This is a genomic window from Pannonibacter sp. (assembly GCF_051860505.1).
GTDB lineage: Bacteria > Pseudomonadota > Alphaproteobacteria > Rhizobiales > Stappiaceae > Pannonibacter.
On sequence record NZ_JBHYDX010000030.1, the window covers coordinates 1 to 23,821 of the forward strand.

Here is a 23,821-nt window from a genome sequence, read left to right on the forward strand (position 1 = left end):
CCTAGGGTAACTCATTGAAAGATAGAGGCCCCGGCTCTCCGGTCCCGGCTCGGCGCTCCGCTTGGCCGGGATGACTTCGGTCAGGTCGAGGCTTGGTAACAAAAAAGCCCGCAGATTGCGGGCTTTCTGAATTCTAGGCTCGATTGCGCGCTGATCGAAGATCAGTTCTGGCTGCCCGCATCCGGGCCATCCAGCGCATCGTCACCGGCTGCCGGGCCTGCCGCAACCGGAGTATCAATGCCGCCGCCGCCACCAGCGACGGAATCGGCAAGCGCGGTAACCTGTTCAGCCTGGGCTGCATCCGGCGAAGCGGCGGCAGCTGCACGCAGGCCGCCCGCGATGTTCGCGCCGGCACCCTGAACTTCAGCCAGCGACGCAGCCAGCTCAGCAATGACGGCGGCACGCTGTGCAGCCGGCACGCTTGCAAGATAAGCGGTCACCAGCGGTGCGCAGGGCGAACCGGCGCCGCAGGCCGCAACGACCGAAGCGATGTTCAGAGCCTGCGCCTGCGCTGCCATCGGAAGCGCCAAGGACAGGGATACGGCCGCAACGGCGACCTTGGCGATGTCAAAAATCTTCATCACACTCTCCAGCAATTCATATATCGAACAACAATAAGTCCAGTTCCCGCAGCGTTCCGCAGGCTCTCACACAAATCTATGCCACATCCGCCTAAGCTTGTCACTGTCTTTTAAAGATATCGTTAACCGAGCCCCTTGCGCAAATTGCCGCAGCGGCGCCAACCGTGTCGCAACAACGACACACGCGCCCCAATCAGGTAAAAGTGTCCTGTTTCCCGTTTTGCCAGCTTGAGTTTCAGCCCGGTTTCCGGCATCGGATGAAACCTATTGAGAGTTTGCTTCAGCGTCAGTGTCACAGGACGGTGGCGCCCCATGTTGACGTTCCGGTTCGGAACACACCATATTTCCGGGATCAGCCCTTTGGGATCAAACATCCAAACACATGCCGCAAGACCACAGGTGGCGAGGGCCTTCTCCCTGACCGTGATCCTGCTCGGCACGATTCTCGCGGCACTCGGCGGCATCGTCCTCTATACGGAGGCTGCGATCTTCCTCAAAAGCGCCGGCGGGCGCAACGAGCGCCTGTCTCCGCTGGTATCAGGCACCTATGCGACCGGGCTGTCGGGCTTTTCCAACCGCATCCTGATGCTCGACTGCGATGAGGCCCTGAACTCGACCTTCGGCAGGTTGCAGCCGGCTGACACACGGGTGGCCTATGCGCAGAACTGCCTTCAGGCCGCCGACGATGTCTTGAAGCGCCGCCCTTCCGATGGGCTTGTCCACCTCGTCAAGGCCAATGCCTATCAGTATCTCAGTGACAGCCAGGCTATGGCCAGGTCCCTGGTGCTGTCGCAGCATATGTCGCCCGGGGAAGGCTGGATCGCTGATGGACGCCTGCGCCTTGGGCTCCCGATCTATCCAGATTTGCCGGCAGACGCAGCCGCCGCCGTTGCAGCAGATGTCGCCTTGCTGGCGTCGTCCCGGCGCAGTGCGGCGTGGCTGGCCCGCCTTTATCTGCGCAAGGACAAGTCGCCGGAGGTCCTGCTGAGCCTGGTCGACATCCTGCCCGACGGCTCGAAAGCAAATGTTCTTGCCGAAATCCGCGCGGCAACGCGTCTGCGCTGACCGCCCGGCTGTTCCCTCAGAAAGACCCCGACATGACGTCATCCTCGCCGGCCTCGCAGGACGATTTACTGGCCTCCGGACGCAGCAGCACCTCCCGCCTGAACGACCTGACCGGCCGCGCGCTCCTCCTTGTGCTGGCCCTGGCGCCGGTTCCGCTTGGCAGCAACCGCCCGTTCTTCTGGGCACTCTGGGCGCTGGTCCTGGGTCTTTTGCTGATCGCCTATGGCGCGGCGCTCTACCGGAAAGAGCTGAGGCTTCGCCTCCCCTTCACGGCCTTTCAGGGGCTCACTTTCCTGTTCACCCTTGTCTCGTTCTGGATGGCCCTGCAGGTGCTGCCCATCGGCAAGATCCTGCCGCTGCCGGATATCCACTCGACCACTGGAAACAGTTTCGCCATCTCCAGCATCAGCCTGACCCCTGGGGACACGTTGCTCGCGCTGTTGCGCTGGCTGAGTTACGGCGTGCTGTTTTTCCTGGCCCTGCAGGCCAGCGTGCGCAAGCAGCGCGCCCGGCGCCTGACGTGGTTCCTGCTGCTGTTCGTCGCGATCCAGGCGGCCTATGCGGTCATCGCGATGCTGTACCTGGCTGATCAGGTCGTCCTGGTCGAGAAGACCCAGTATCTGGGTGAAGCCACAGGCACCTTCGTCAACCGCAATTCACTGGCGACCTATCTTGGCTTCGGCTGCGTCCTGGCGCTGCTGCTTGCGCTGCCCGACGCTGAAGGGGCGCAAGAGGCTCCCCGCAAACGGTCCCGCCGGGGCGGATTTGCACTCACCGTGACGCCGGACAACATCCTCGCCGGTGTCGCGCTCCTTGTGATGCTTGCAGGTTTGCTCGCAACGGGCTCACGCATGGGGCTTTTCGCCACCTTCTGCGGTCTGGCCGTCGCCTTGCTGACCCGGTTGCCGGGCTGGCGTTCACGCCTGGCTGGTCTCGGCGTCATAGCCATGGGTGGCATTGGCTTCGTTGCCATCTATGGCGCCGGCACGCTGGAACGGCTGATCACCGTCGAACGCGATTCTGAATCCCGCCTCACGCTTTATCGCGACACCTTGTCGATGATCACAGACCGGCCACTGCTCGGCTTCGGGGCACAGTCCTTTGAATATGCCTTCCCGCTCTACGATACGGACCCGGGCAACAGCGCCTATACCTATGACAAGGCGCACTCAACCTATCTGACGCACTGGAGTGAGCTGGGGCTGGTTTTCGGCAGCCTGCCGATGATCCTTGTTCTGGTCATCGCAGTCACTCTTCTGCGCGCCTTGTGGGTTCATCGACTGCGAGAGGTCGAAATCTGCGCCGCCCTGGCCGTGATCGTGGTCGCTGCCGTTCACTCGCTTGTTGACTTCAGCCTCGAGATAGAAGCGGTGACATTCCTGTTCGTCACGATCCTCGCAATCGGCTTTGCAACCGCCTATGAAGGCATCCAGAAACAGGGCCGCAAGTCCTCCGGCTCAACGAACGGACAAGCCACAAATTGAGCGCGTTCCTTTCACGTTTATTCGGGTCAAAAGCCCAGCGGTCTCACCGACGCAACAGGATCCGCACCGCAGACAAACGCCCGGACTTGCTCTATGTCGTCGGCGACATCCACGGTCGGCTGGATCTGCTGCAGGATCTTGAGAGCCAGATCGACGCGGACGCCCGCCGGCTTGGTTTGCCGCCGACGGTGGTCTATCTCGGCGACTTGGTCGACCGGGGGCCTGCTTCAGCACAGTTGCTGGACCGGGCAACCGGTCCGGGACCTGCCGGCTGGATCCGGCATTTTCTCGCCGGCAACCATGAACTGATGATGCTCGGGTTTTTGCAGAACCCGAAGGCAAATCTCGCATGGCTCGACTTTGGCGGCATCGAGGCCCTGTATTCCTACGGGTTTCAACCCTCGGAACTCGAGCAGATCCGACGCCAGCCGGCAAAATCGGTCAATCTGCTGCGATCCTACGTGCCCGAGGATCATGTCGCGTTTCTCGAGACCCTGGCAACCGGGCTCCTCTACCCGGGGCTGCTGCTGGTGCATGCCGGGATCCGGCCGGGTGTTCCGCTGGAAGAACAGAGTGATCTCGACCTCACCCGCATCAAGGCCGAGTTTCTCGACAGCACTGCCGATCACGGCGTGCTGGTCGTCCACGGCCACAGCATCGTCAAGACGCCGGAGATACGGCCAAACCGCATCGCCATCGACACTGGTGCTTATGCGACCGGCGTCCTCACGGCGTTGCGGCTGACGGGCACGTCCCCTCCTGCATTTCTCCAGACAGGCGCTGGACGCAATGAGTAAGCTCCGCTATGTCATGTTTTGTATGAAAGTCTTCAATATTTTAGGTTGATGTCGCGGTGTGTTTCGCTGCGGATCCATTAGGAAAGTCCTTTGCTTATGGATGAGACAGAAATCGATTTCCGGCACCTTTTCGGAATTGTTCGCCGGCAGATTAAGCTGATTGTAGCCACCATCGCTCTCGTCCTTGCCATTGCAGTCGTCGCCGTCTTTTCAATTACGCCGATGTACAGCGGCACAACGCTCATTCTGGTCGACCCAAGCCGCAAGAATCTTCTGGATCCCAGCAACATCTCAGGCTCTTCTTCAACCGACAGCGCCCGCGTCGAAAGCGAGGTCGAGATTGTCGATTCCGACGCGGTTCTGCTTTCGGTGATTTCCGAAAAGGGCCTCATCACCGACCCGGAATTCGGCGTGAAACTTGGCCTGAGAGCCAAGATATTGGCGGCGCTGCGCATCCGGGAACTGACCTTGCCGACTGGCCAGGACGCCCTCGGTGTGGTGCTGTCTCGCTTCAAGAGCAACATTACGGTTTCGCGTCGCGGCCTCACCTATCTGATCGCCGTCACCGTCCGGTCCGAAAACGCCGCCCGCGCCGCCGAACTCGCCAATGCAATCGCCGAGACCTATATCCGCAGCCAGATCGACTCCAAGATTTCGACGACGCGGGAGTCCCGGGACATTATCCAGCGCCAGCTGATCGATGCGGAGAAGGCCGTTGTCGTCGCTGAGAAGGCTTTTGACGACTACATCTTTGGCAATGTGAATTCCTTTGTCACCGCCACCGGGCGCTCCGACCTTGCCGATCTGCGCAACCGGATCAACGAATTGACCTCCGAGCGCAGCTCGACGGAAACCCGGGTCGCGGATCTGCGCCAGAAGCTGCAGGTCAACGACTACCAGACGCTTGCAGCGGAACTCGAAAACGAGGCGGTGGCGGCCCTCAGCAAACAACGGGCCGATCTGCAGCGGGCACTTGGCGAGGCTGCCGCAGGTTCCGCGCGCGCGGTCAATCTGCGCCAGGAGCTGGAAGCGATCGAACGCAATCTGGCAGTCGAGGCCGAAACCGCACTCGGCGAGCTTCAGGCCTCGGTCAGCGACTATGACAAGCAGGCCAGCACGCTGCGCCGGGACCTCAACACCGCCATCCTTGGCAGCAATCTTCCGGCCGATACGCTGGCGCAGATCTACCGTCTGCAGCAGATGGCCCGCAATACCGCCACGCAGTATCAGGCCCTGCTGTCCCGCTCGCAGACGCTTGAAACGGAAAGCGCGCTGCAGATCGCAGACAGCCGTGTTGTCTCGCCGGCTTACCCGCCAACTGGCCCGAGCTCACCTAAGGTCATGCTGATCCTAGCGGTCGCTGGTCTGTTTGCGGTTGGTGCGGGTTTCGCGCTGGCCTTTATCTTCGAGAATTTCATCGGAGGCTTCACCAGCGAGGAACAGGTCCAGGCAATCACGCGCCTGCCCCTGGCGACGGTCGTGCCGCGTCACACCGCGACGACAGCCCAACCCTCGGTCTCCGATGCGCTGATCGACAGTCCCTTGTCGATGTATGCGGAATCGATCCGGCGCTTGCGCGCGACCATCGACAACACGCTGCAAGCCAACATGCCGGCGCCCGTCGACGGCCGGCCGCGTCAGGGTTTTGTGATCATGATGTCCTCTGCCCTGCCGGGCGAAGGCAAGTCGACCATGTCGCTTTCGCTGGCCCGAACCTTGGCCCTCTCAGGTGCCAGCACTCTCATCATCGACTGCGATTTCCGCAAGCCAAGCATCCAGAAGCACCTGAACCTGGAGCCGTCCAGCGGTCTGGTTGACTTCCTGGTCGGAGACATTGCCTCGGACGACCTGCTGCAGAACATCGTCAAGACCGACAGCAAGACATCACTGACGGCCATTGTTGGCGCGCGCCGGTCTGATGTGCCCACTGATCAGCTCATCACCCAGGAACGCTTCACCCGACTGGTCCAGACGGCCCGCAGCCGGTTTGACTATGTGGTTCTGGACTCGCCCCCGATCGAGCCGGTCGTCGATGGGCTGTACCTCGCCAAATATGCCGATGTGATCACCTTCGTGATCCGCTGGGCCAAGACCCCGCAACGCCTCTGTGTGCATTCCCTGCAGCGCCTTGCCCAGACCAAAGCCGAGCATTGCCGCATCATGACACTGCTGAACCAGCAGGAAGGCAAGATCGGCTATTATTCGGCTTATTCAGACTACTACTCGGACTAAGGCGCCCCTCAGTTTCTGGCGCCGGTACGACCAGGCCCGGGAAACCGCATCAGGCAAATACACCGCGTGCCGGGTGCCCTCCCCTGCGATCGCCTTCAGGAAACGCTGGACGCCATGCAAGGCGTCCAGCGCTTGCATTTGCTGCAAGTGCGGCGCAACACCGGCCAGTTGCTGAAGGCTTCAGAACCACAAAATCCGCAGCGGTTCTGACCATGATTTGCTCACATTTCTGTTTGCAGTGCCACATGCGCCATGTTAAGAATTGCGTAACCTAAAAAGTAAAAATCTAAACAAATTGAAACTTCTTCTTTCGGCGTGCTGCGTACCGGGACAGAACCTTTTTAGTCGTGACCCGGAGTTGGAACCAAATTTTTTCGGGGCTGGTCATGGTGCACGAGTATTTTGATCGTGAGCGCGAACCTCGCGCAAATCGTCGTGGTGTTCGACGCATTTCTTTTTTCTCCAGGTCTCTCGCAGAGCGTAACCTTGCCGCAGATCGGCATCTGGGGCCGATGAGCCTTGGACGGCAAGCTCCTCTGGCAAGCTCGCAGGACCTTCGCGGAACCCTTTCCCATCCGGCGTTCACAAGTATCGCTCCAGCGACTGATGCAGCCTTTGACGCGGATGCCACGTCGGGCTTGCGCAAGGCTGTCCGTCCGGCACTCAAGCGCAGTCTGGATATTGCCGGCAGCGCGACTGGTCTCCTTTTGCTCAGCCCCCTGTTCATCGGCATCGCAGCCGCGATCAAGCTTGGCAGCCCGGGTCCGGTGATCTTCCGCCAGGCCCGCTATGGCCGCGATGGTGAGTTGTTCTACGCGCTGAAGTTCCGTTCGATGTATGTCGCGACACAGGACGCCACCGGCGTTGCCCAGACCCGCAAGAACGACCCGCGCATCACACCGATCGGCCGTTTCCTGCGCCGCTCCAATTTCGACGAGCTGCCGCAGTTGTGGAACGTTCTGAAAGGCGAGATGTCGCTGGTTGGCCCGCGCCCGCATGTGCCGGGCATGCTGGCGGCAGGCGTTCCTTACGAAGAGTTTGATCCGCGCTATATGGATCGCCATCAGGTCCGCCCGGGGATAACCGGTCTGGCCCAGGTGAATGGCTTCCGCGGTGAGACCACCGAGGAATACCACGCCCGCATGCGGGTCAACTACGACCTGGAATACATCCGCACCCAGTCCACGCGGCACGACATCAAGATCCTGTTCCAGACTGTTTGGCGCGAGTTCACCAAGGGCACCGGATACTGATTGACCGACTGTAGCCCCCTTGGAAGTGGTCGAACGAGGCGCTTGCGATGTCAGCAATGGCAAGCGCTGCATTCGCCCGGGCGGTCGAGCCACCGTTCTTGCTGCTCCTGAAGTTGCGATCTTGATCGATGGAAAAGAGGCGCGGCAGCGAAGTAGGACGTCTCAATTGATTGTACTTCGGCCGTAGTGGCCGATCAGTTGTGTCCCTTCCTGCAGACAGCTCAATCAAGGGCCTGTGACCACATAGGTAGAACCTGATCCGCAGCATGTTCGCTGTCAAAGGCCTGCCCCGTTTAGTAGCAGACACCTTTGGCGCTTGGCACACCAAAACTCACAGCCTTCGCTTCCGGAAGTGCCCCCCTTGACGATCCTCAGTCCTTTTCGGCGAGACTGAGTTCCAGCCCGCCCGCGACTGCTTCCATGACCGACGCTCGTCCGTGGCCCGCCTGTGTCTCGGCAGACAGGCAGGCTTGATGCAGGAGGTCCGTTGATCGGCTTCCGTCCCGGCGCAGGTCGGCCAGGAACCAGCGGACGATCCGCCAGCCGCTGACGAGCAGCGCATCGGCCAGCACAGGATCAGGGATCAGTCCGGACAAGGTGGCGTTCAACTCCGAGAACAGGTCGAAGGCAACGGCCTCGTCCATCGGCTGCGCGCACCGGGTTTCCTGCGCAAGCCACGCCAGTCGGCCCGCAACAGGCCGCGGGACAGGCGCGTCGGACAGGGTTCCGACAAGCCGCAACAAGCCGCAATGAACCGCAACATGCATGCCCCGCGCCTGCGGGTCGAGGGCATTGGAGACCGATCCGACGCCGGAGCGGACTTCGATGAGGCCTTCATACGCCAGTCGCTGCAGCGCCTGCCGCACCGGTGTGCGCGACACGCCGAATTCATTGGCAAGCGTTCCCTCCAGCAACATCGACTGTTCTTCAACCGGCTGCAGGCAGATGCGCTTGCGGATGACATAGGCAATCTCATCCGCCCGCCCTTGAGGATTGGAATTCAGCATCTCGGTCCCTTGGCTTGCTGCTCCGGATCTGTCACACCAATGACGCAGCACCTGTATACACGTATGCAAGAAACTCTATCCGATAGACGCAGATCATGCAACACGCCCCCGCTGTCCGCTCCCGTCCAGACTGGCTTGGCTTCGGTGTCGTCGGACTGGTTCTTGTCGGGCTTGCGTTGCTTGGCGTCAACATACTCTTCAACATGCAAGCGGCCGGCATGACACCAGGCTTCGGCTTTCTGGCGCAAACGGCCGGCTTCGATCTCAGTGAAAGCCTCATCCCCTACACGCCGGCGGCAAGCTACGCGCGGGCGATTGCAGCCGGCGTGGTCAACACGCTGTTGCTGGCTCTGGCCTGCCTTGCCCTTGCAACCACCATCGGCATTGCCATGGGTCTGGTCAGTGTCGCGCCCAGTCCGCCGGGCCGCGTCGTTGCCACAATGTTTGTAGAACTCTTTCGCAACCTGCCGAAAATTCTCGTCCTTCTGGTGATTTACGTGATGGCGGTGCGGATCCTGCCTCCGGTCCGGGACGCCCTATCGATCGGGCCGGTGTATCTGTCCAACCGCTCGGTGTATTTTCCGACGATCCAGCCCGATGCCAGCCAGATCTGGCTGCTGCTGCCGCTTTCCGCCGCAGTCATCATGTCCCTCTGGTGGCGACATCGGGCCCGTCTGCACAAGCAGGTGACGGGACAGGAATGGCCGGTTCTGCCTGTGGCGCTCGCCCTGCTTGCCGGCGTGCCCCTCATTTTCGCGGCGCTGACCGATGTGTCCCTTACCCTCAGCTACCCCGAGATCGAACGGTTTGATTTTACCGGCGGCGGGCGTCTCTCCTTGCAGTTTCTGACGGTTCTCCTGACCCTCGGCCTTTATCACGGCGCGCAGATCGCCGAAGTCGTGCGCGGCGGCATCCAGGCTGTTCCGGGCGGCCAGGTGGAGGCGGCGCGCGCCTTGGGGCTGTCGCCCTGGAACGTGACACGCCTTGTTGTGTTGCCGCAGGTTCTGCGGATCGTAATCCCCCCGATGATCAACCAGTACGTCAATTTGATCAAGAACACCTCGATTGCCATCGCCGTCGGCTATTCCGACCTGATGTCCGTCAGCGGAACGATCATCAACCAGACCTTCCGGCCGCTGGAGATGATGCTCATCACCATGGGCCTCTATCTGGGACTGTGCTTGCTGGTTTCATCGCTGCTGAACCGGCTGAACGACCGGCTTCAATCCCAAGCAAAGCGAGCACAGCCATGATCCACGCTGCTCCGCCGCCATTGAAGCGCCAGACCCTGCTGCGCGACTGGGCGGGAACACCCCTTACGGCACTGGTCTCGGCTGCAAGTGCGGCACTTGCCTTGTGGGTCCTGTGGCGGCTGCTGGACTGGGCGGTGCTATCGGCTGTCTCCCCCATGAGTCCCATGGCGGACTGCACCGGCATCCAGGGCGCCTGCTGGCGCTTCTATGTCGAAAAGAGCCGGTTCATGCTTTTCGGCACCTACCCCTATGCGGAGCATTGGCGGCCCGCGCTTGTTTCCGTGCTGCTGCTGGTGCTCTCCGGGATTGTCGGGCTTCGCATCTGCGGACGAATGGCGCTCATTCCGGCCCGGGTGCTGACCGGCGCCTGGATCGTGGTGGTTCCATTGGCCTTTGCGCTGATGGGCGGCGGCTGGGCCGGGCTCAGCCCGGTCGACATGACGCGCTGGAATGGAATGCCCGTCCTGCTGATCCTGTCGGTCATCGCAATCGCCCTCGCCTTCCCCCTGGGTCTGTTGCTGGCCGTGCTGCGCTTCCAGGATCGCTCGCCGCTCCTTCGCAGGGCGGCGACCACCTATATCGAGGTCATTCGGGGCATCCCGATGGTCACGGTCCTGTTCGTCGGGGTCTTCGTCTTGCCGCTGACAATGCCGCCCGGAACCCGGATCAGCCCGATGATGGCGACCCTGGTCGCCCTGATCTTCTTTCACGCCTCCTATTTCGCCGAGGACATTCGCGGCGGGCTGCAGTCCGTGCCGGAAAGCCAGAACGAAGCAGCCCGCGCACTCGGCCTGTCAGGGAGCCAGATGCTGCGCCTCGTGCTTCTGCCACAGGCCCTGAGCCGGAGCCTCCCCGCGTTGGTGAACTCGGTCATCGGCGCCTACAAGGACACGTCGCTGGTGGTCGTGCTGGGCATTCATGACCTCACCTCAGCGGCGCGCATGGCCTTCAGCGAGCCGGGATGGGGCGCCTTTGCGCTCGAGGCCTATGCCTTTGTCGGTGTCTGGTTCCTGCTGTCCTGTGCCTTCCTGTCATGGGTCGGGCGGCAACTTCACCAGAAGGAAACTGCCCGGCGGCACTGACGCTGTTGCGGCTGTCACGAAACTGAAGCAGTATACCTGTATACATGTCTTGCATGCTCAGCCACCACGGGAGACCCCCATGCCGCAATTCAATCCTCTCGCCGTCCTTGCCGGCACCATTCTCGCCTTTGCCGCAACCCCGGTCGCCGCAGGACCCGTCCTCGACGACATCAAGGCAAAGGACAGCCTGATCTGCCTCGTCAGCCCGACAGCGCCGGGCTTCTCCGTTCCGGATAGCCAGGGCGTGTTCCAGGGCTTCAATGCCGATTTTTGCCGCATGGGCGCTGCCGCCATCCTCGGAGATGCATCGAAGGCCGACATTCGAGGTGTTGGTTTCTCGGACTCGATGAAGACGATCGTCGCCGGCGAAGCTCACATGGGTGCGCGCTCGATCACCCGCACAGGCACCCGCGATGCGGATGAAGGCATGGCCTTCGTCGTGACGAACTTCTTTGACGGACAGGGCTTCATGGTGTCCCGCGCCCTCGGGGTTGCCAGCGCAAAGGAACTCGATGGTGCCAGCATCTGCGCCGAGGACGGGTCAACCACCCTTCTCAACATTGCAGACTGGTTCAGTGCGCAGGGAATGAACTACCGCGTCGAGAACATTGCCGACAAGACGGCGCGCCTCGAAGCCTTCTTTTCGGGCAAATGCGATGTCTATGCATCGGACGTGACCGCGCTCTCCGCTGACCGCCAGCTGGCTCCGAACCCGGCAGACTTCGTCATCCTGCCGGACGTCATCTCGAATGAGCCGCTGACACTGGTGGCTCGCCCCGACCAGGCGCTCGAGGCAGCTCTCTTCTGGGGGTTCCAGGTCATGCTGAATGCCGACAGCAATGGCATCACGTCAGCCAACATCGATGCGATCCTTGCCGATCTCGACAAGCAGCCGCCGGCTGTCCAGCGGATGTTCGCCAGCAACTCAGCAACGACCGACATGGCCGAGAAACTCGGCCTGCCGCAGGACTGGGCCTATCGGATCATCAAGCAGGTCGGTTCCTACGGCGAGGTGTTTGACCGGCATCTGGGCGCTGACACCCCCTTCGGCTTAGACCGCAGCAAGACGCAGAACGCCCATGTGGCGGAGGGTGGCCTCATGTACCCCTACCCGATCCGCTGATACCGGCGTCGGTTCGGCTTTCGATCCTTGCGCGCCCCTCGTCCCAGAGGGGCGCGCAGCCATTCCAAGGACCTGACATTCATGACATTTGCAGAAGAGCGGGGGCTCAGCTCCGTTCGCGCGATCTGTTCCCGCCCGGGAGGCGGCCGGGTCATTACAATGGGGTTTCCTGGCCTCGACACAGATCCGCGCGGAAATGCCTGGCTGAACCCCGAAAGGCTGGATGCGACCCTCACGGAAGCCTTGGATCACGGACTGCAGCTGTTGATCATCCTCGCCCGCGCCGAGGAATTGCCGGCCGACGCTCATGATTGCCTTCGCCGGGCTGCATCGGCGCGAAACCTGCGCACCATAGCCCTTCCGATCGAGGATTACGGCGTGCCGGGTCGCCCGTTCCTGCGGGCCTGGCGCCGGTTGAGCCCTGCATTCCGGGCAAGCTTTGCAGCAGATCAGGCTATCGGCATGAGTTGCCACCATGGCGCGGGCCGAAGTGGCGTCGTGGCAGCCATGCACCTGATCGAGGCAGGCGCAACCGCAGCTGACGCAGTCGCGGCCCTGCGCGCGCAGTTCCCGGAAACCGTGGAGAACGATCTCCAGTATCAATGGCTTGAACACTTCGCGCGCTGACGGTTGAGGCCTTGCGGCAAGAAAGGCTTTCCCTGACAGCCTGCGCGTGGCAATGGCCGCGGACCCTGGCCAGTTCCTCTGCCAAGGCATGCGCTGCCGCAAGCCTCTGCCCTGGATCCCGCACCTGCTCCCTCAACTCCTGCATTTCCGCCTGCATCGGCTGATCAATATCGGTGGAGGATCGCGACAGCACGATAGATCGCGGCTTGAAGTTCGGATCACGGCCACAGGTGCGGCCATACCGGACGCCCAACGCGCGGACGACCTTCAGCGCCGCAATCTCCTTGACCCCGTCTTCGCCGAACTGCGGCTCTTGATCCGTAAGCTATTGGCATCATCGGCCCGACCGACGGGAACCGCCGCCTCTCCTCATGGTTCCGCCCAGGAACGCCTGACTGGCTTGACAAGCCCGAACACTAAATTTAAAACGTTTTAGAACCACGCTTGGCAAACTTGAAACGTTTGCATCTCGAAGAGAAGCTCATGAACGACAAGTCCACAGGCCTGGGGAGGACCGGACGTGCGTCGGCGCAGCACCTTGAAAGAGATCGCCTCTGCGCTGGACCTGTCGATTGCGACGGTGTCCCGGTCGCTGGCTGGCTATGAGGACATTGCCGAGAAGACCCGCGAGCGCGTGCAGCAGAAGGCCCGCGAGATGGGCTACGTTCCAAATGTCGCCGGTCGCATGCTTGTGTCGGGCCGAAGCGGCTTTGTCGGTCTTGTGCTGAAGGTGCGCGGCCCGGATTTCGTCGATGCTTATCTGGGTGCGACCGTGACAGGCCTCTCCGAGGCGCTTGTCGCCAAGGGCACGGACCTGATGATTGCGACAGCCCCCGAAGGCCAGGACGAGCTGGAAGTCCTGCAGCGGCTCGTTCAGTCCGGACGGGTCGATGGGATCATCCTCACCCGCATCGCCGAGGACGACGCCCGCATCCGCTTCCTGCAGGAGCGCAACCTGCCCTTCGTCGCGCTCGGCCGGACACTCGCCCCCTTGCAACCCCATGCCTGGATCGATGTGGCAGGTGAGGACGCGTTCGGCGAAGCCTTCCAGCTTCTCTACGGTCTCGGCCATCGCCACTTTGGCCTGGTCACCATCACCGACCAGATGACCTTCGCCCGCAACCGCGAGGCGGGCCTCGCCCGTGCAATGGCCGCAACCGGGGATCCATCCGTGCGCCTGACCAGCATCGCCGCGCCACGTTTCGATGCGGAGGGGCATCGGAGCGGCATTGCCGGGCTTCTGACGGGTCCAGACCGGCCAACGGCGGTGATCGGCCTGTTCGATGAACTGGCGCTGGCGGTGGTGCAGGCCGCTTCGCTACTCGGGCTGTCGATCCCGGACGACCTGTCAGTGATCGGTTTCGACAACGTACCGGCTGCCGCCTACGCCGTCCCGGGCCTGACCACCTTCGAACCGGGCAACCGGGACATCGGCCGCATCGCGGCCGCCACGCTTCTGGACCTCATCGAGGCCCGTCCCAAAACCCCGCCCACCTTGCTGCGCAATGCCAGCCTGGTGCTGCGAGGCAGTCACGGCCCTGCGCCGCAAAAATAAAAAACAGCATTGCGAATTCATGGAACCGGGAGGAACAACATGAGGACGTGGAAGACTTATCTCTTGCTGACGGCAGCGCTGACGCTGGCAACAGCCCCTGCAAAAGCCGATCTTCTGTTCTGGTCGACCCAGGCCAAGCCGGTCGAGGAAACCCAGAAGATGCGCGACAACGTGCTCGCCGGCTTCGGCGAGACGGTTGATTATCAGGCCAGCGACGGCGGGCCATGGCTGACCCGCATCCAGGCCGAAACCCAGGCCGGATCAGGCACCATTGCGGTTCTGGGCGGCCTGCACGGCGACTTCACCTCGATCAGCGCGAACCTTGCTGACCTTGCGGCCGTCGATCTGGGCGGAACGGCGGTCAACCCGAACTTCATGACGCTGGGCAAGCTCGGTTCAGGCGAACAGAAATACCTGCCGTGGATGCAGGCGACCTACATCATGGCCGCCAACAAGAAGGCTCTGCCCTATCTGCCAGAGGGGGCTGATCTGAATGCCCTGACCTACGATCAGCTGATTGCCTGGAGCAAGGCCGTCGCCGAGGCGACCGGAGGCCCGAAATTCGGCTTCCCCGCGGGACCGAAGGGCCTGAAGCACCGCTTTTTCCAGGGCTATCTCCTGCCCTCCTATGCCGATTCAACCGTGACCAAGTTCCGCTCGGCCGAAGCCGAACAGGCCTGGACCAAGTTCAAGGAACTTTGGAGCTACACCAATCCCGCTTCGACCGGCTACGGCTTCCTGCAGGAACAGCTCCTGACCGAGGAAGTCTGGATCGCCTTTGACCATACGGCCCGGCTCGCCGACGCCTTCAACCAGAAGCCGGATGACTTCGTCGCGTTCCCGGCGCCTGCCGGTCCCGCCGGTCGCGGCTTCATGCCTGTGGTTGCCGGCATCGCCATCCCCGCGACAGCGCCCGACATGGATAAGGCCAAGGCCCTCGTTGCCTATATGCTGAAGCCGGAAACGCAGATCGCAACGCTTAGGGCCACCAACTTCTTCCCGGTCGTTGACGTGACCCTGCCCGATGACATGCCGGCCTCGGTCAAGGCCTCCGGCGCCGCCATTGCGGCCATGACCGGTGCGGCGGACGCCAAACCGGCCCTGCTGCCGATGGGGCTCGGCGAATCCGGTGGCAAGTTCAACCAGGTCTATATCGACACATTCGAGCGGATTGTCCTCGCCAACCAGGATGTCCGGACCGTGCTCGACAGCCAGGCCGAGGCCCTGCGGACAATCATGCAGGAAACCGGGGCGCCCTGCTGGGCACCGGACAAGCCATCGGAAGGCGCCTGCCCGGTCGATTGAGACATCGACGACGTCGGTTGTTTGCTCCCTCTTCCATCCCCGCCTTCAGTCGGGCCGCAAACCATGCGGTCCGGCTGACCCTCCCCTTGCGGTGAAGGACCCTGACCATGGGCTCGACACGCCTGCCCTATCTCCTGTTGCTGCCCTCCGTCCTGTTCCTGGGGGTGTTCTTCCTCTATCCGTTCCTGCTGGTAGCCTGGGAGGCCTTCAACCGGGACGGCTCGCCGACGCTTGCCCATTTCCACACCATGGCCAGCCACTGGAAATTCGGCACGGCTCTGACCAATACTCTCCTGCTCGCCGCCGTAGTCGTGCCCATCCAGCTCGGACTGGCGCTGGCCATGGCCGTCCTTGTCACCCGCATGACTCGCGGCCGCGACATGGCGCTCTATGTCTTCACCATCCCGCTTGGCATTTCGGACCTTGCCGCCGGCATCATCTGGCTGGCGATCTTCGAACAGACCGGGTTCCTCAACTCGATGCTTCAGGCCGTCGGGGCTGTGGATGGACCGCGCATCTGGCTCGGCTACCAGGACAAGGCCACGATCTTCCTCGCCGTCGTCCTCGCCGAGGTCTGGCGCGCCACGGCGATCATGCTGGTGATCCTCGTCGCCGGAATGGGCCTCATCCCGAAGGAGTACAAGGAAGCAGCCGAAGTCTTTGGCGCCTCGCCGTGGCAGCGCTTTACCCGCGTCACCCTGCCTTTGCTGCGGCCCAGCCTGCAGACCGCGCTGATCCTGCGCACGATCCTCGCACTGGAAGTCTTTGCCGTGGTCTCGGCGCTCGGCGGCACCAACCTGCCGGTGCTGATGGGTGAGACCTATGTCTGGCAGTTTGATCTGCAGGACAGGCATGTGGCCGCAGCCTACGCCATGGTGATCCTCGGCATCTCGATTGCCTTCACGCTGATCATCCTGCGCGTCCTGCATGTCCCCAAGGAGGCCCGCACATGACACGCGAACCGGTCCATCGCCGCCGCGCCCGGCAACTGACCATGGCACTGGTGATCCTTCTGGGCGCCTGGGTTCTGGTGCCGATCTACCTGCTCGTGGTCAATTCGCTGTCCTCGCCCGCCGAGGTCAATGGGTTCCCCAAGAGCTTCGTCCCCTCCTTCGACACCGGCAGCCTCGGCTTCTTCCTGGGCTTCGCCGGCGTGACCCGGGCCCTGCTCAACTCGGTGCTGGTCGCTGCCCTCACCATGGTGCTGTCAATCGGCCTTGGCGCGCCGGCGGGCTATGCCCTGTCGCGTTTCGAGTTCCCGGGCAAGAGCTCCTATCGCCTCCTGGTGCTGATGACGCGCGCGTTCCCGCTGCCGCTGCTGGCGCTGCCGCTGGCGGTGCTGTTTATCCGCACCGGCCTCGATGACAGCATCCTCGGCCTCGCCCTCGTGCACACGTCGCTGGCACTCCCCTTCGCGATCCTGATCACCTATTCCCTGTTCTCCGGCATCCCGATCGAACTGGAAGAGGCGGCCTGGACGCTGGGCTGCACCCGGCTGCAGGCGTTTCGCAAGGTGATCCTGCCGCTTGTCCTGCCGGGGATCACGGCGTCTGCGATCTTCGCCTTCGTCATCTCCTGGAACGAGGTCTTTGCCGCGTCCGTGCTGACGATCCAGAACCGGACGTTGACCGCCTTCCTGCTGCAATCCCTCGACGTGTCGCCGATGCCCCTGAAATTCGCAGGCGGCTTCGTCCTGGTGCTGCCGGCGCTCATCTTCATCTTTGCCGTTCGCCGCTACCTCTTCGCCATGTGGGGGATCGCCAACCGCTGACCGAAGTCCAGCAAAAGCGCGACGCCGTTTGCGGCCCAAGTTGCGTGAAACCAATGAGTGCGATTCCGCCGGCGGAGAGGCCGGCTCCAGAAAAGGTAAACTCCGATGGCCGTCATCGAGATCAAATCCGTCGCCAAGTCCTTTGGCAGCTTCACCGCGCTGCACTCGGTCGATCTGGCCATTGCGGATCGCGAGTTCATGGTGCTGCTCGGCGCCTCGGGCTGTGGCAAGACCACCTTGCTGCGCATGATTGCCGGCCTCGAAACACCCAGCGAAGGCGAAATCTGGATCGGCGGCCGCCGCGTCGATCACCTGCCACCGCGCGAGCGCGGCATCGCCATGGTGTTCCAGAACTACGCCGTGTTCCCGCACCTGACCGTCTACGAGAACATTGCCTTCGGCCTGCGGATGAAGAAGCTGCCCCAGGCCGAGGTGGACCGCCGCGTCACCCGCACGGCCGAACTGATGCATATCGAGCAACTGCTGAAACGCTACTCAGGGCAACTGTCCGGCGGCCAGCGCCAGCGTGTTGCGGTGGCCCGGGCGCTGGCCATGGAACCGGACGTCATCCTGATGGACGAGCCCTTGTCCAACCTTGACGCCCTCTTGCGGCTGGAGATGCGTGCAGAGCTGAAGGGGGTTCTGGCCGCCTCCAAGACCACGACCATCTATGTCACCCATGACCAGGTCGAAGCTATGAGCCTCGCCGACCGCATTTCCGTCATGCACCAGGGCCGCATCATCCAGTCCGCATCCCCGATCGAGGTGTACCGTGACCCGGCCGCCCGCTTCGTCGGCTCGTTCATCGGCAACCCGCCGATGAATTTCCTGCCCGCCCGGCGGGTGGGACCGGGCGACTGGCAGGTCGCCGGACTGGCCCTGTCCGGGCCTTCCACCGACGCGGATGAGGCAGACTTCGCCATACGGCCGGAAGATCTGAGCCTGGCGGAGGCCGGGCTGCCCGCCGAGGTGCGCGTCGTCGAGCCGCTTGGTCCCCATGTCCTGGTCACCTGCGACGTGGCCGGCCACGCCTTCCGTGCCATCCTCGACAACGAGACCCGGGCGGCCCCCGGCGACCGTCTGTCGCTTGCCCCGCTCCCCGGTCGCGCCCGCTGGTTCGATCGCACCACCCAACGCGCCCTGTCCGCCTGAGGCTCCCATGACCCCGAATGACATCCGCTCCGCCGCTGCCGAAATCCTGCGCGAGAACGACCGCGGCGCCTACACGGTCCCGACGAAGGGGCTCTATCCGTTCCAGTGGAACTGGGACAGCTGCCTGACCGCCCTCGGGCTCGCCCAGCTTGACGAGAACCGGGCCTGGACCGAAATCGAGACGCTGTTTGCCCATCAGTGGCCGGACGGCATGGTGCCGCACATCATTTTCCATGTGTACGACGACGGCTATTTTCCCGGGCCCGATGTCTGGGCGACCGGTCGGCCAACCCCGACCTCCGGCATCACCCAGCCGCCCGTTGCCGGATTTGCCTTGCGCCGCCTGTTCGAGACCGCGACCGACGGTGAAATGGCCAAACGACGCGCGCGGGCGCTTCTCGGCGCCGTCGACCGTTGGCATGCCTGGTTCTACGCGATGCGCGATCCGGCTGGCGAAGGCCTGGTGGCGATCATCCACCCGTGGGAATCCGGTCGCGACAACTCGATTGACTGGGACGACGCCTTCGAACGGGTGCCCCGCGACGGCATCGCCCCCTACACCCGCCGCGATACCCAGCATGCGGACCCGGAACATCGCCCGACCAATGCGCAGTACGACCGATACCTCTGGCTGGTCGAGCGCTTCCGCTCGCTCGGCTGGGACAACACGAAGCTGCATGACGCCTCGCCCTTCCAGGTGGTCGACCCGGGCTTCAATGCGATCCTGATCCGCTCCTGCGCAGACCTTGCCTGGCTTGCCGACTGGCTCGACGAGCCGGAGATCGCCCGCTTGAACCGGGAGCGTGCGACCCGCGGGCTCGCTGCTCTCGAGACCCTTTGGAGCGCCGCGCATGGCCAGTACCTTTGCCGGGACCGCCGCACCGGGGCGCTGATCGACAGCCCGTCCGTCGGAGGACTGTTGCCGGCCTTTGCCCCGATATCACCGGCCCGGGCCCAGGCCATTGCCACTCGGATCCGCACGCTTGCTGCCAGTACGCGGTATCTGGTCCCCAGCCATGATCCGGCCGATCCCCGGTTTGCGGCCAAGCGCTACTGGCGCGGCCCGACCTGGCTGATCGTCAACTACATGATCGCCGATGGACTGACCCGCGCCGGCGAATGGGAGACCGCCAACGCAATCCGCAGCGCCTCCATCGACCTCATCACCACCGGCGGCTTTGCCGAATACTACGATCCCCACACCGGCGAACCCTGCGGCGGCGGCCGCTTCACCTGGACTGCCGCCATGGTCCTTGAATTCCTCAAGTCAGGCGAAACCCAGCCATGATGCCCGAGCCCGAAACCACCAGCGCGCTGTTCCATGTGGCCGTGGTCATGGCCCATCCCGATGACGCGGAGATCTATCTCGGAGGCACCATTCTCGCCTGGCAGCAGATGGGGGCCCGCGTGCATATCATCATCGCGACCGATGGCGCCAAGGGCGGACAACTGCCCCCGGCAGACCTGGCGCGCCGGCGGGCCGACGAGGCGCGTGCCGGTGCAGATATCCTTGGTGCGTCGCTGACCCTTGCCGGACATGGCGATGGCGGCCTGTCCAGCGACATGGACCTTGTGGCGCATCTGCGCTCGATCCTGATCGATCTTGCGCCAGACCTTGTGGTCACCCATGCGGAGAATGATTACCACGCTGATCACCGCGCGCTGGCGTCGGCGACCCGCGCGGCCGCAAGCTTTTCAATGCCTGTGGCCTTCTGCGATACCATGATGGGCACCGGATTCGTCCCGACGCACTATGTCGACACCTCACGCTTGGCTGATATCAAAAGCGCAGCGATCCTGTGCCATGTGTCTCAGGATCCGGAGCGGTTCGTCGCCTCGGCAACGCTTCTTTCCCGTTTCCGCTCGGCTCAATGCGGCCAGCCGGCTGGCCACGCCGAAGCCTTCCGCTTCGAACCCGCCTATCCCTTTGCCGACATCCGCAACCTGCTGCCACCTGCCCCCGGTCTCAAGCCTGTCCAGGCCCGCGGCCCGGTCTGACCGCGCCTAAGACGCGCTGCGCGCGGAACACCTCGTCTGCGGTTGCAGCGCGCCGAGATCGCATCTCAGGCGTCATCCAAAGTTCATATGAAGGTCAATTAGACTTCATATGAAAACTCTACACCGTCCAGATCGGTCCAGATCCTCCGATGCTCCAGCCCTTGCGTTCTGCGCCGGGCCTGTTGCGGCGAAGCGGTCGGACCAGCCAACAAGTGATGGCGGACGGATGTTTGGGCAACAACAGGTGACAAACCGGCAAGCGGAAATCGTCGACCTTGTCAGGGCGAACGGATTCGTGCCGGTCGAGCGTCTTGCGAGCCAGTTTGCGGTCACGGCCCAGACGGTTCGCCGCGATATCAATCATCTGTGCAAACTTGGACTGCTGCGCCGCACCCATGGCGGCGTCGAACAGCCGGTGGTGAATGGCAACGCTCACTACAGCGCCCGGCGCATTCTCAACCTGCCGGCCAAGCGCGCCATCGCCAACATCGTTGCAGGTCTTGTGCCGGATGGGGCTTCACTGGCGTTTTCAATCGGAACCACATCCGAAATCGTCATGCAGGCGTTGGGCGGACACGTCGGACTGCGCATCTTCACCAACAACCTCAACGTCGCCTATGCCGCAACCGACATGTCCGGCTGCGAAGTCTCGATCGCCGGCGGACGGCTGCGTCCGGGTGATCGCGACGTGCTCGGCCCGGCGGCGGAAGAATTCTTCGCCAGCTACAAGGTCGACTTCGGCATCCTCGGGGTCGCCGGCATCGAAGCAGATGGAACTGTCCTCGACTTCAGCGAAGACGAAGCCGGCGTCCGTCGGGCAATCATGGCCAACTGCCGGCATCCGATCCTGGTGCTGGATCACGGCAAGATCGGCCGCAGCGCCCATGTCAGGGGCGGCCACCTGCGGCAGGCTGAAACGATCGTCTCCGACAAGCCCCTTCCCGACACTCTTCAATCCCTGCTCGCCGGAAGCAGCACCGTAACGCTCAGCCCGACCTCGGAGGCACCATGCCCGCTGTGATGCCCCTTGCCGCTTCCGGGGCCAACCCCACTTCGCCCTCCCTCGCCGATGCGGCCAGCAGCGGCCAGTCGATCCGTCTTGCCGGCGTGACCAAGACATGGGGCAATACCCGGGCCGTCGACAGCATCGATCTCGAGGTTCCAGCCGGATCCTTCACCGTGCTGCTCGGCCCGTCCGGTTGCGGCAAGTCGACCACCTTGCGCATGATCGCAGGTCTGGAGCCGATTGAATCCGGACGTCTGCAATTCGGTGACAAGGACGTCACGCGTTTGCCGGCCGCGCAGCGCGACATCTCGATGGTGTTTCAGTCCTACGCCCTGTTTCCGCATCTGAGCGTGGCCGAGAACATCATTTTCGGACTGAAGGTGCGACGCGTTTCCCGCCCCGAGCGCGAGGCGCGGTTGAAGCGCGTGGCATCGCTCCTGGGCTTGTCCGGCCTCATTCACCGCAAGCCGTCGGAGCTTTCCGGTGGCCAGCAGCAGCGCGTGGCCCTGGGCCGCGCCATCATCGCCGAACGCCCGATCTGCCTGATGGACGAACCGCTGTCGAACCTGGACGCCAAGCTGCGGCACGAGATGCGCGTCGAGATCCGCGCGCTGCAGCAGCAGCTCGGCTTCACCATGGTCTATGTCACCCATGATCAGGTCGAAGCCATCACGATGGCTGACCAGGTCGTGCTCATGAACAGCGGCCGGATCGAGCAGGTTGCCAGCCCGCGCGAGATTTATGCCCGGCCGGCAAGCCCGTTTGCAGCCCGTTTCATCGGCACGCCGCCAATGAACATCCTCGACCTGGATGCCCTGACCGATGGCCAGTCAACAGGACTGCTCCTCGGCATCCGGCCGGAGGCGGTCGAACGCGCCGGCCCGGACAGGCCCGCGACCCTGCGCGGCATCGTTTCGGCCGTCGAGTTTCTTGGCGCAGACACACTGGTCGACTGCACGCTCGGGACACAGACCCTGCAGCTCCGGGTGGCCGGCGGCACAGATGTTGACCGGGGCGCTGGGCTTGACCTGCATCTGCCGCCGCAGGACCTGCATCTCTTCGATGCGGCGACCGGTGAGCGCCAGGACCACAGGCTTCACGAAATCGGGCCGCTTCTGCGGCTCTGACGCATGTCTCCGTACGGAGGCTTCCTGACCCGGAACCGACCGGGCAGGTTCAAACAAGGGAAGGCAGCCATGTTCAAGACTTCGCTTCTGAAAGCCGTCGCCGCTGCGGCACTTACGATGAGCACCTGGGCTTCGGCACAGGCCGTCGAACTGCAGTTCTACTTTCCTGTCGCCGTTGGTGGTGGCGCCGCCGAGGTGATCCAGGACCTCACCAATGAGTATGTCGCGGCCAACCCGGGCGTGAAGATCGACGCCGTCTATGCCGGCTCGTACCAGGACACCATCACCAAGGTGATCACCGCCTCGCGCGGCGGCAATGCCCCGCAGCTGTCGGTGGCCCTGTCCGCCGACATGTTCACCCTGATCGATGAGGAACTGATCGTTCCCTTCGACGATTACATCAAGACCGACGCCGACAAGGCCTGGCTGAACGGCTTCTATCCCGCCTTCATGGAAAACAGCCAGACCGGCGGCAAGACCTACGGCATTCCCTTCCAGCGCTCCACCCCGGTGATGTACTGGAACAAGGAAGCCTTCAAGGAAGCTGGCCTGGATCCGGAAGTTGCTCCGGCAACCTGGGAAGAACTGGTCTCCTTCGGCCAGAAGCTGACCAAGAAGGACGCCAATGGCAACGTCACCCAGTGGGGCGTGCGCATTCCGACCTCCGGCTTCCCCTACTGGCTGTTCCAGGGCCTTACCACCCAGAACGACGTGATCCTCGCCAACAGCGACGGCAACAAGACCAACTTTGATGATCCGAAGGTCATCGAAGCGGCGCAGTATCTCGTCGATCTGTCGACCAAGCACGGCGTGATGGAGCCGGGTATCGTTGAATGGGGCGCAACGCCGAAGGCCTTCTTCGAGCGCCAGGCTGCCATCATGTGGACCACCACCGGCAACCTGACCAACGTGCGCAAGAACGCCCCGTTCGAGTTCGGCGTCGCCATGCTCCCGGCCAACAAGCGTCGCGGCGCCCCGACCGGCGGCGGCAACTTCTACCTCTTCAAGGGCTCTTCCGACGAGCAGCTGGCTGCTGCGGTTGACTTCGTGAAGTGGATCTCGGCTCCCGAACAGGCTGCCAAGTGGACGATCGCCACCGGCTACGTCGCCCCGCGCGCCGACGCCTGGGAAACCGCTGCCATGCAGGCCTATGCTGCCGACTTCCCGGCCGTGACCGTTGCCCGTGACCAGCTGGACCATGCCGTTGCCGAACTGGCCACCTACCAGAACCAGCGCGTCACCGGCTTCCTGAACGATGCCCTGGCCGCTGCCATCACCGGCCAGAAGGATGTCGCGACCGCTCTGAAGGAAGCACAGGCCCAGGCCGACGCCGTGCTCGCAGACTACCGCTGATCACACAGGCGGGGGGGGGGGCGCCCCCCCCCCCCCCCCCCCCACCCCCC

22 protein-coding genes are annotated in these 23,821 nt (G+C 63.1%); 19 read left to right on the forward strand and 3 right to left on the reverse strand.

Going from position 1 to position 23,821, the window contains the following annotated elements:
* Positions 1–161: 161 nt before the first annotated feature.
* Complete coding sequence (locus ACTIFE_RS18100) at positions 162–581, reverse strand: hypothetical protein (protein ID WP_439530536.1); 420 nt, start codon at positions 579–581, stop codon at positions 162–164.
* A gap of 122 nt (positions 582–703) precedes the next feature.
* A complete protein-coding gene (locus ACTIFE_RS18105) occupies positions 704–955 on the reverse strand; it encodes a hypothetical protein (protein WP_439530537.1) in 252 nt (83 codons plus the stop codon).
* A gap of 25 nt (positions 956–980) precedes the next feature.
* Between ACTIFE_RS18105 and ACTIFE_RS18110 the strand changes: the two genes are divergently transcribed.
* From ACTIFE_RS18110 to ACTIFE_RS18130, 5 genes are all read left to right on the forward strand, one after another.
* Entirely contained in the window at positions 981–1,646 is a 666-nt protein-coding gene (locus ACTIFE_RS18110; protein WP_439530538.1) for a hypothetical protein, read from the forward strand.
* Positions 1,647–1,678: 32 nt separating this feature from the next.
* Positions 1,679–3,130, forward strand: a complete 1,452-nt coding sequence (locus ACTIFE_RS18115) for an O-antigen ligase family protein (RefSeq protein WP_439530539.1) — start codon at positions 1,679–1,681, stop codon at positions 3,128–3,130.
* Between the two features lie 86 nt (positions 3,131–3,216).
* A complete protein-coding gene (locus tag ACTIFE_RS18120; RefSeq protein ID WP_439530540.1) occupies positions 3,217–3,927 on the forward strand; it encodes a metallophosphoesterase in 711 nt (236 codons plus the stop codon).
* A gap of 96 nt (positions 3,928–4,023) precedes the next feature.
* Positions 4,024–6,159, forward strand: coding sequence for a GumC family protein (locus tag ACTIFE_RS18125; protein ID WP_439530541.1), 2,136 nt, complete (start codon positions 4,024–4,026; stop codon positions 6,157–6,159).
* 638 nt (positions 6,160–6,797) lie between these two features.
* Positions 6,798–7,412: a sugar transferase gene (locus ACTIFE_RS18130; RefSeq protein ID WP_439530542.1), complete on the forward strand. Its 615-nt coding sequence runs from the start codon at positions 6,798–6,800 to the stop codon at positions 7,410–7,412.
* 371 nt (positions 7,413–7,783) lie between these two features.
* On the opposite strand, the gene ACTIFE_RS18135 is transcribed toward ACTIFE_RS18130, so the two are convergent.
* A complete protein-coding gene (locus ACTIFE_RS18135) occupies positions 7,784–8,419 on the reverse strand; it encodes a GntR family transcriptional regulator (protein WP_439530543.1) in 636 nt (211 codons plus the stop codon).
* Between the two features lie 95 nt (positions 8,420–8,514).
* Here ACTIFE_RS18135 and ACTIFE_RS18140 point away from each other — a divergent pair, with 95 nt between their 5' ends.
* From ACTIFE_RS18140 to ACTIFE_RS18205, 14 genes are all read left to right on the forward strand, one after another.
* Positions 8,515–9,672: an amino acid ABC transporter permease gene (locus ACTIFE_RS18140; RefSeq protein WP_439530544.1), complete on the forward strand. Its 1,158-nt coding sequence runs from the start codon at positions 8,515–8,517 to the stop codon at positions 9,670–9,672.
* A complete protein-coding gene (locus tag ACTIFE_RS18145; protein ID WP_439530545.1) occupies positions 9,669–10,754 on the forward strand; it encodes an amino acid ABC transporter permease in 1,086 nt (361 codons plus the stop codon). Before ACTIFE_RS18140 ends, ACTIFE_RS18145 begins: the two co-directional genes overlap by 4 nt.
* A gap of 79 nt (positions 10,755–10,833) precedes the next feature.
* On the forward strand, positions 10,834–11,877 hold the full coding sequence (locus ACTIFE_RS18150; protein WP_439530546.1) for an amino acid ABC transporter substrate-binding protein: 1,044 nt from the start codon (positions 10,834–10,836) through the stop codon (positions 11,875–11,877).
* Positions 11,878–11,958: 81 nt separating this feature from the next.
* Positions 11,959–12,504, forward strand: coding sequence for a hypothetical protein (locus ACTIFE_RS18155; RefSeq protein ID WP_439530547.1), 546 nt, complete (start codon positions 11,959–11,961; stop codon positions 12,502–12,504).
* A 520-nt stretch (positions 12,505–13,024) separates the two neighbouring features.
* Positions 13,025–14,059: a LacI family DNA-binding transcriptional regulator gene (locus tag ACTIFE_RS18160; RefSeq protein WP_439530548.1), complete on the forward strand. Its 1,035-nt coding sequence runs from the start codon at positions 13,025–13,027 to the stop codon at positions 14,057–14,059.
* A gap of 39 nt (positions 14,060–14,098) precedes the next feature.
* The gene (locus tag ACTIFE_RS18165; RefSeq protein WP_439530549.1) at positions 14,099–15,364 is read left to right on the forward strand and encodes an ABC transporter substrate-binding protein; all 1,266 of its coding nucleotides are present in this window, start codon (positions 14,099–14,101) and stop codon (positions 15,362–15,364) included.
* Positions 15,365–15,471: 107 nt separating this feature from the next.
* The gene (locus tag ACTIFE_RS18170) at positions 15,472–16,317 is read left to right on the forward strand and encodes a carbohydrate ABC transporter permease (protein ID WP_439530550.1); all 846 of its coding nucleotides are present in this window, start codon (positions 15,472–15,474) and stop codon (positions 16,315–16,317) included.
* Positions 16,314–17,135, forward strand: a complete 822-nt coding sequence (locus ACTIFE_RS18175; protein ID WP_439530551.1) for a carbohydrate ABC transporter permease — start codon at positions 16,314–16,316, stop codon at positions 17,133–17,135. The genes ACTIFE_RS18170 and ACTIFE_RS18175 overlap by 4 nt, the downstream gene beginning before the upstream one ends.
* 105 nt (positions 17,136–17,240) lie before the next feature.
* On the forward strand, positions 17,241–18,287 hold the full coding sequence (locus ACTIFE_RS18180) for an ABC transporter ATP-binding protein (protein ID WP_439530552.1): 1,047 nt from the start codon (positions 17,241–17,243) through the stop codon (positions 18,285–18,287).
* 7 nt (positions 18,288–18,294) lie between these two features.
* Positions 18,295–19,575, forward strand: coding sequence for an amylo-alpha-1,6-glucosidase (locus ACTIFE_RS18185; RefSeq protein ID WP_439530553.1), 1,281 nt, complete (start codon positions 18,295–18,297; stop codon positions 19,573–19,575).
* A complete protein-coding gene (locus ACTIFE_RS18190) occupies positions 19,572–20,285 on the forward strand; it encodes a PIG-L deacetylase family protein (RefSeq protein ID WP_439530554.1) in 714 nt (237 codons plus the stop codon). Before ACTIFE_RS18185 ends, ACTIFE_RS18190 begins: the two co-directional genes overlap by 4 nt.
* A 244-nt stretch (positions 20,286–20,529) precedes the next feature.
* The gene (locus ACTIFE_RS18195; RefSeq protein WP_439530555.1) at positions 20,530–21,306 is read left to right on the forward strand and encodes a DeoR/GlpR family DNA-binding transcription regulator; all 777 of its coding nucleotides are present in this window, start codon (positions 20,530–20,532) and stop codon (positions 21,304–21,306) included.
* Positions 21,294–22,418, forward strand: a complete 1,125-nt coding sequence (locus ACTIFE_RS18200) for an ABC transporter ATP-binding protein (RefSeq protein ID WP_439530556.1) — start codon at positions 21,294–21,296, stop codon at positions 22,416–22,418. The genes ACTIFE_RS18195 and ACTIFE_RS18200 overlap by 13 nt, the downstream gene beginning before the upstream one ends.
* Before the next feature lie 69 nt (positions 22,419–22,487).
* The gene (locus ACTIFE_RS18205) at positions 22,488–23,771 is read left to right on the forward strand and encodes an ABC transporter substrate-binding protein (protein ID WP_439530557.1); all 1,284 of its coding nucleotides are present in this window, start codon (positions 22,488–22,490) and stop codon (positions 23,769–23,771) included.
* Positions 23,772–23,821 lie beyond the last annotated feature (50 nt).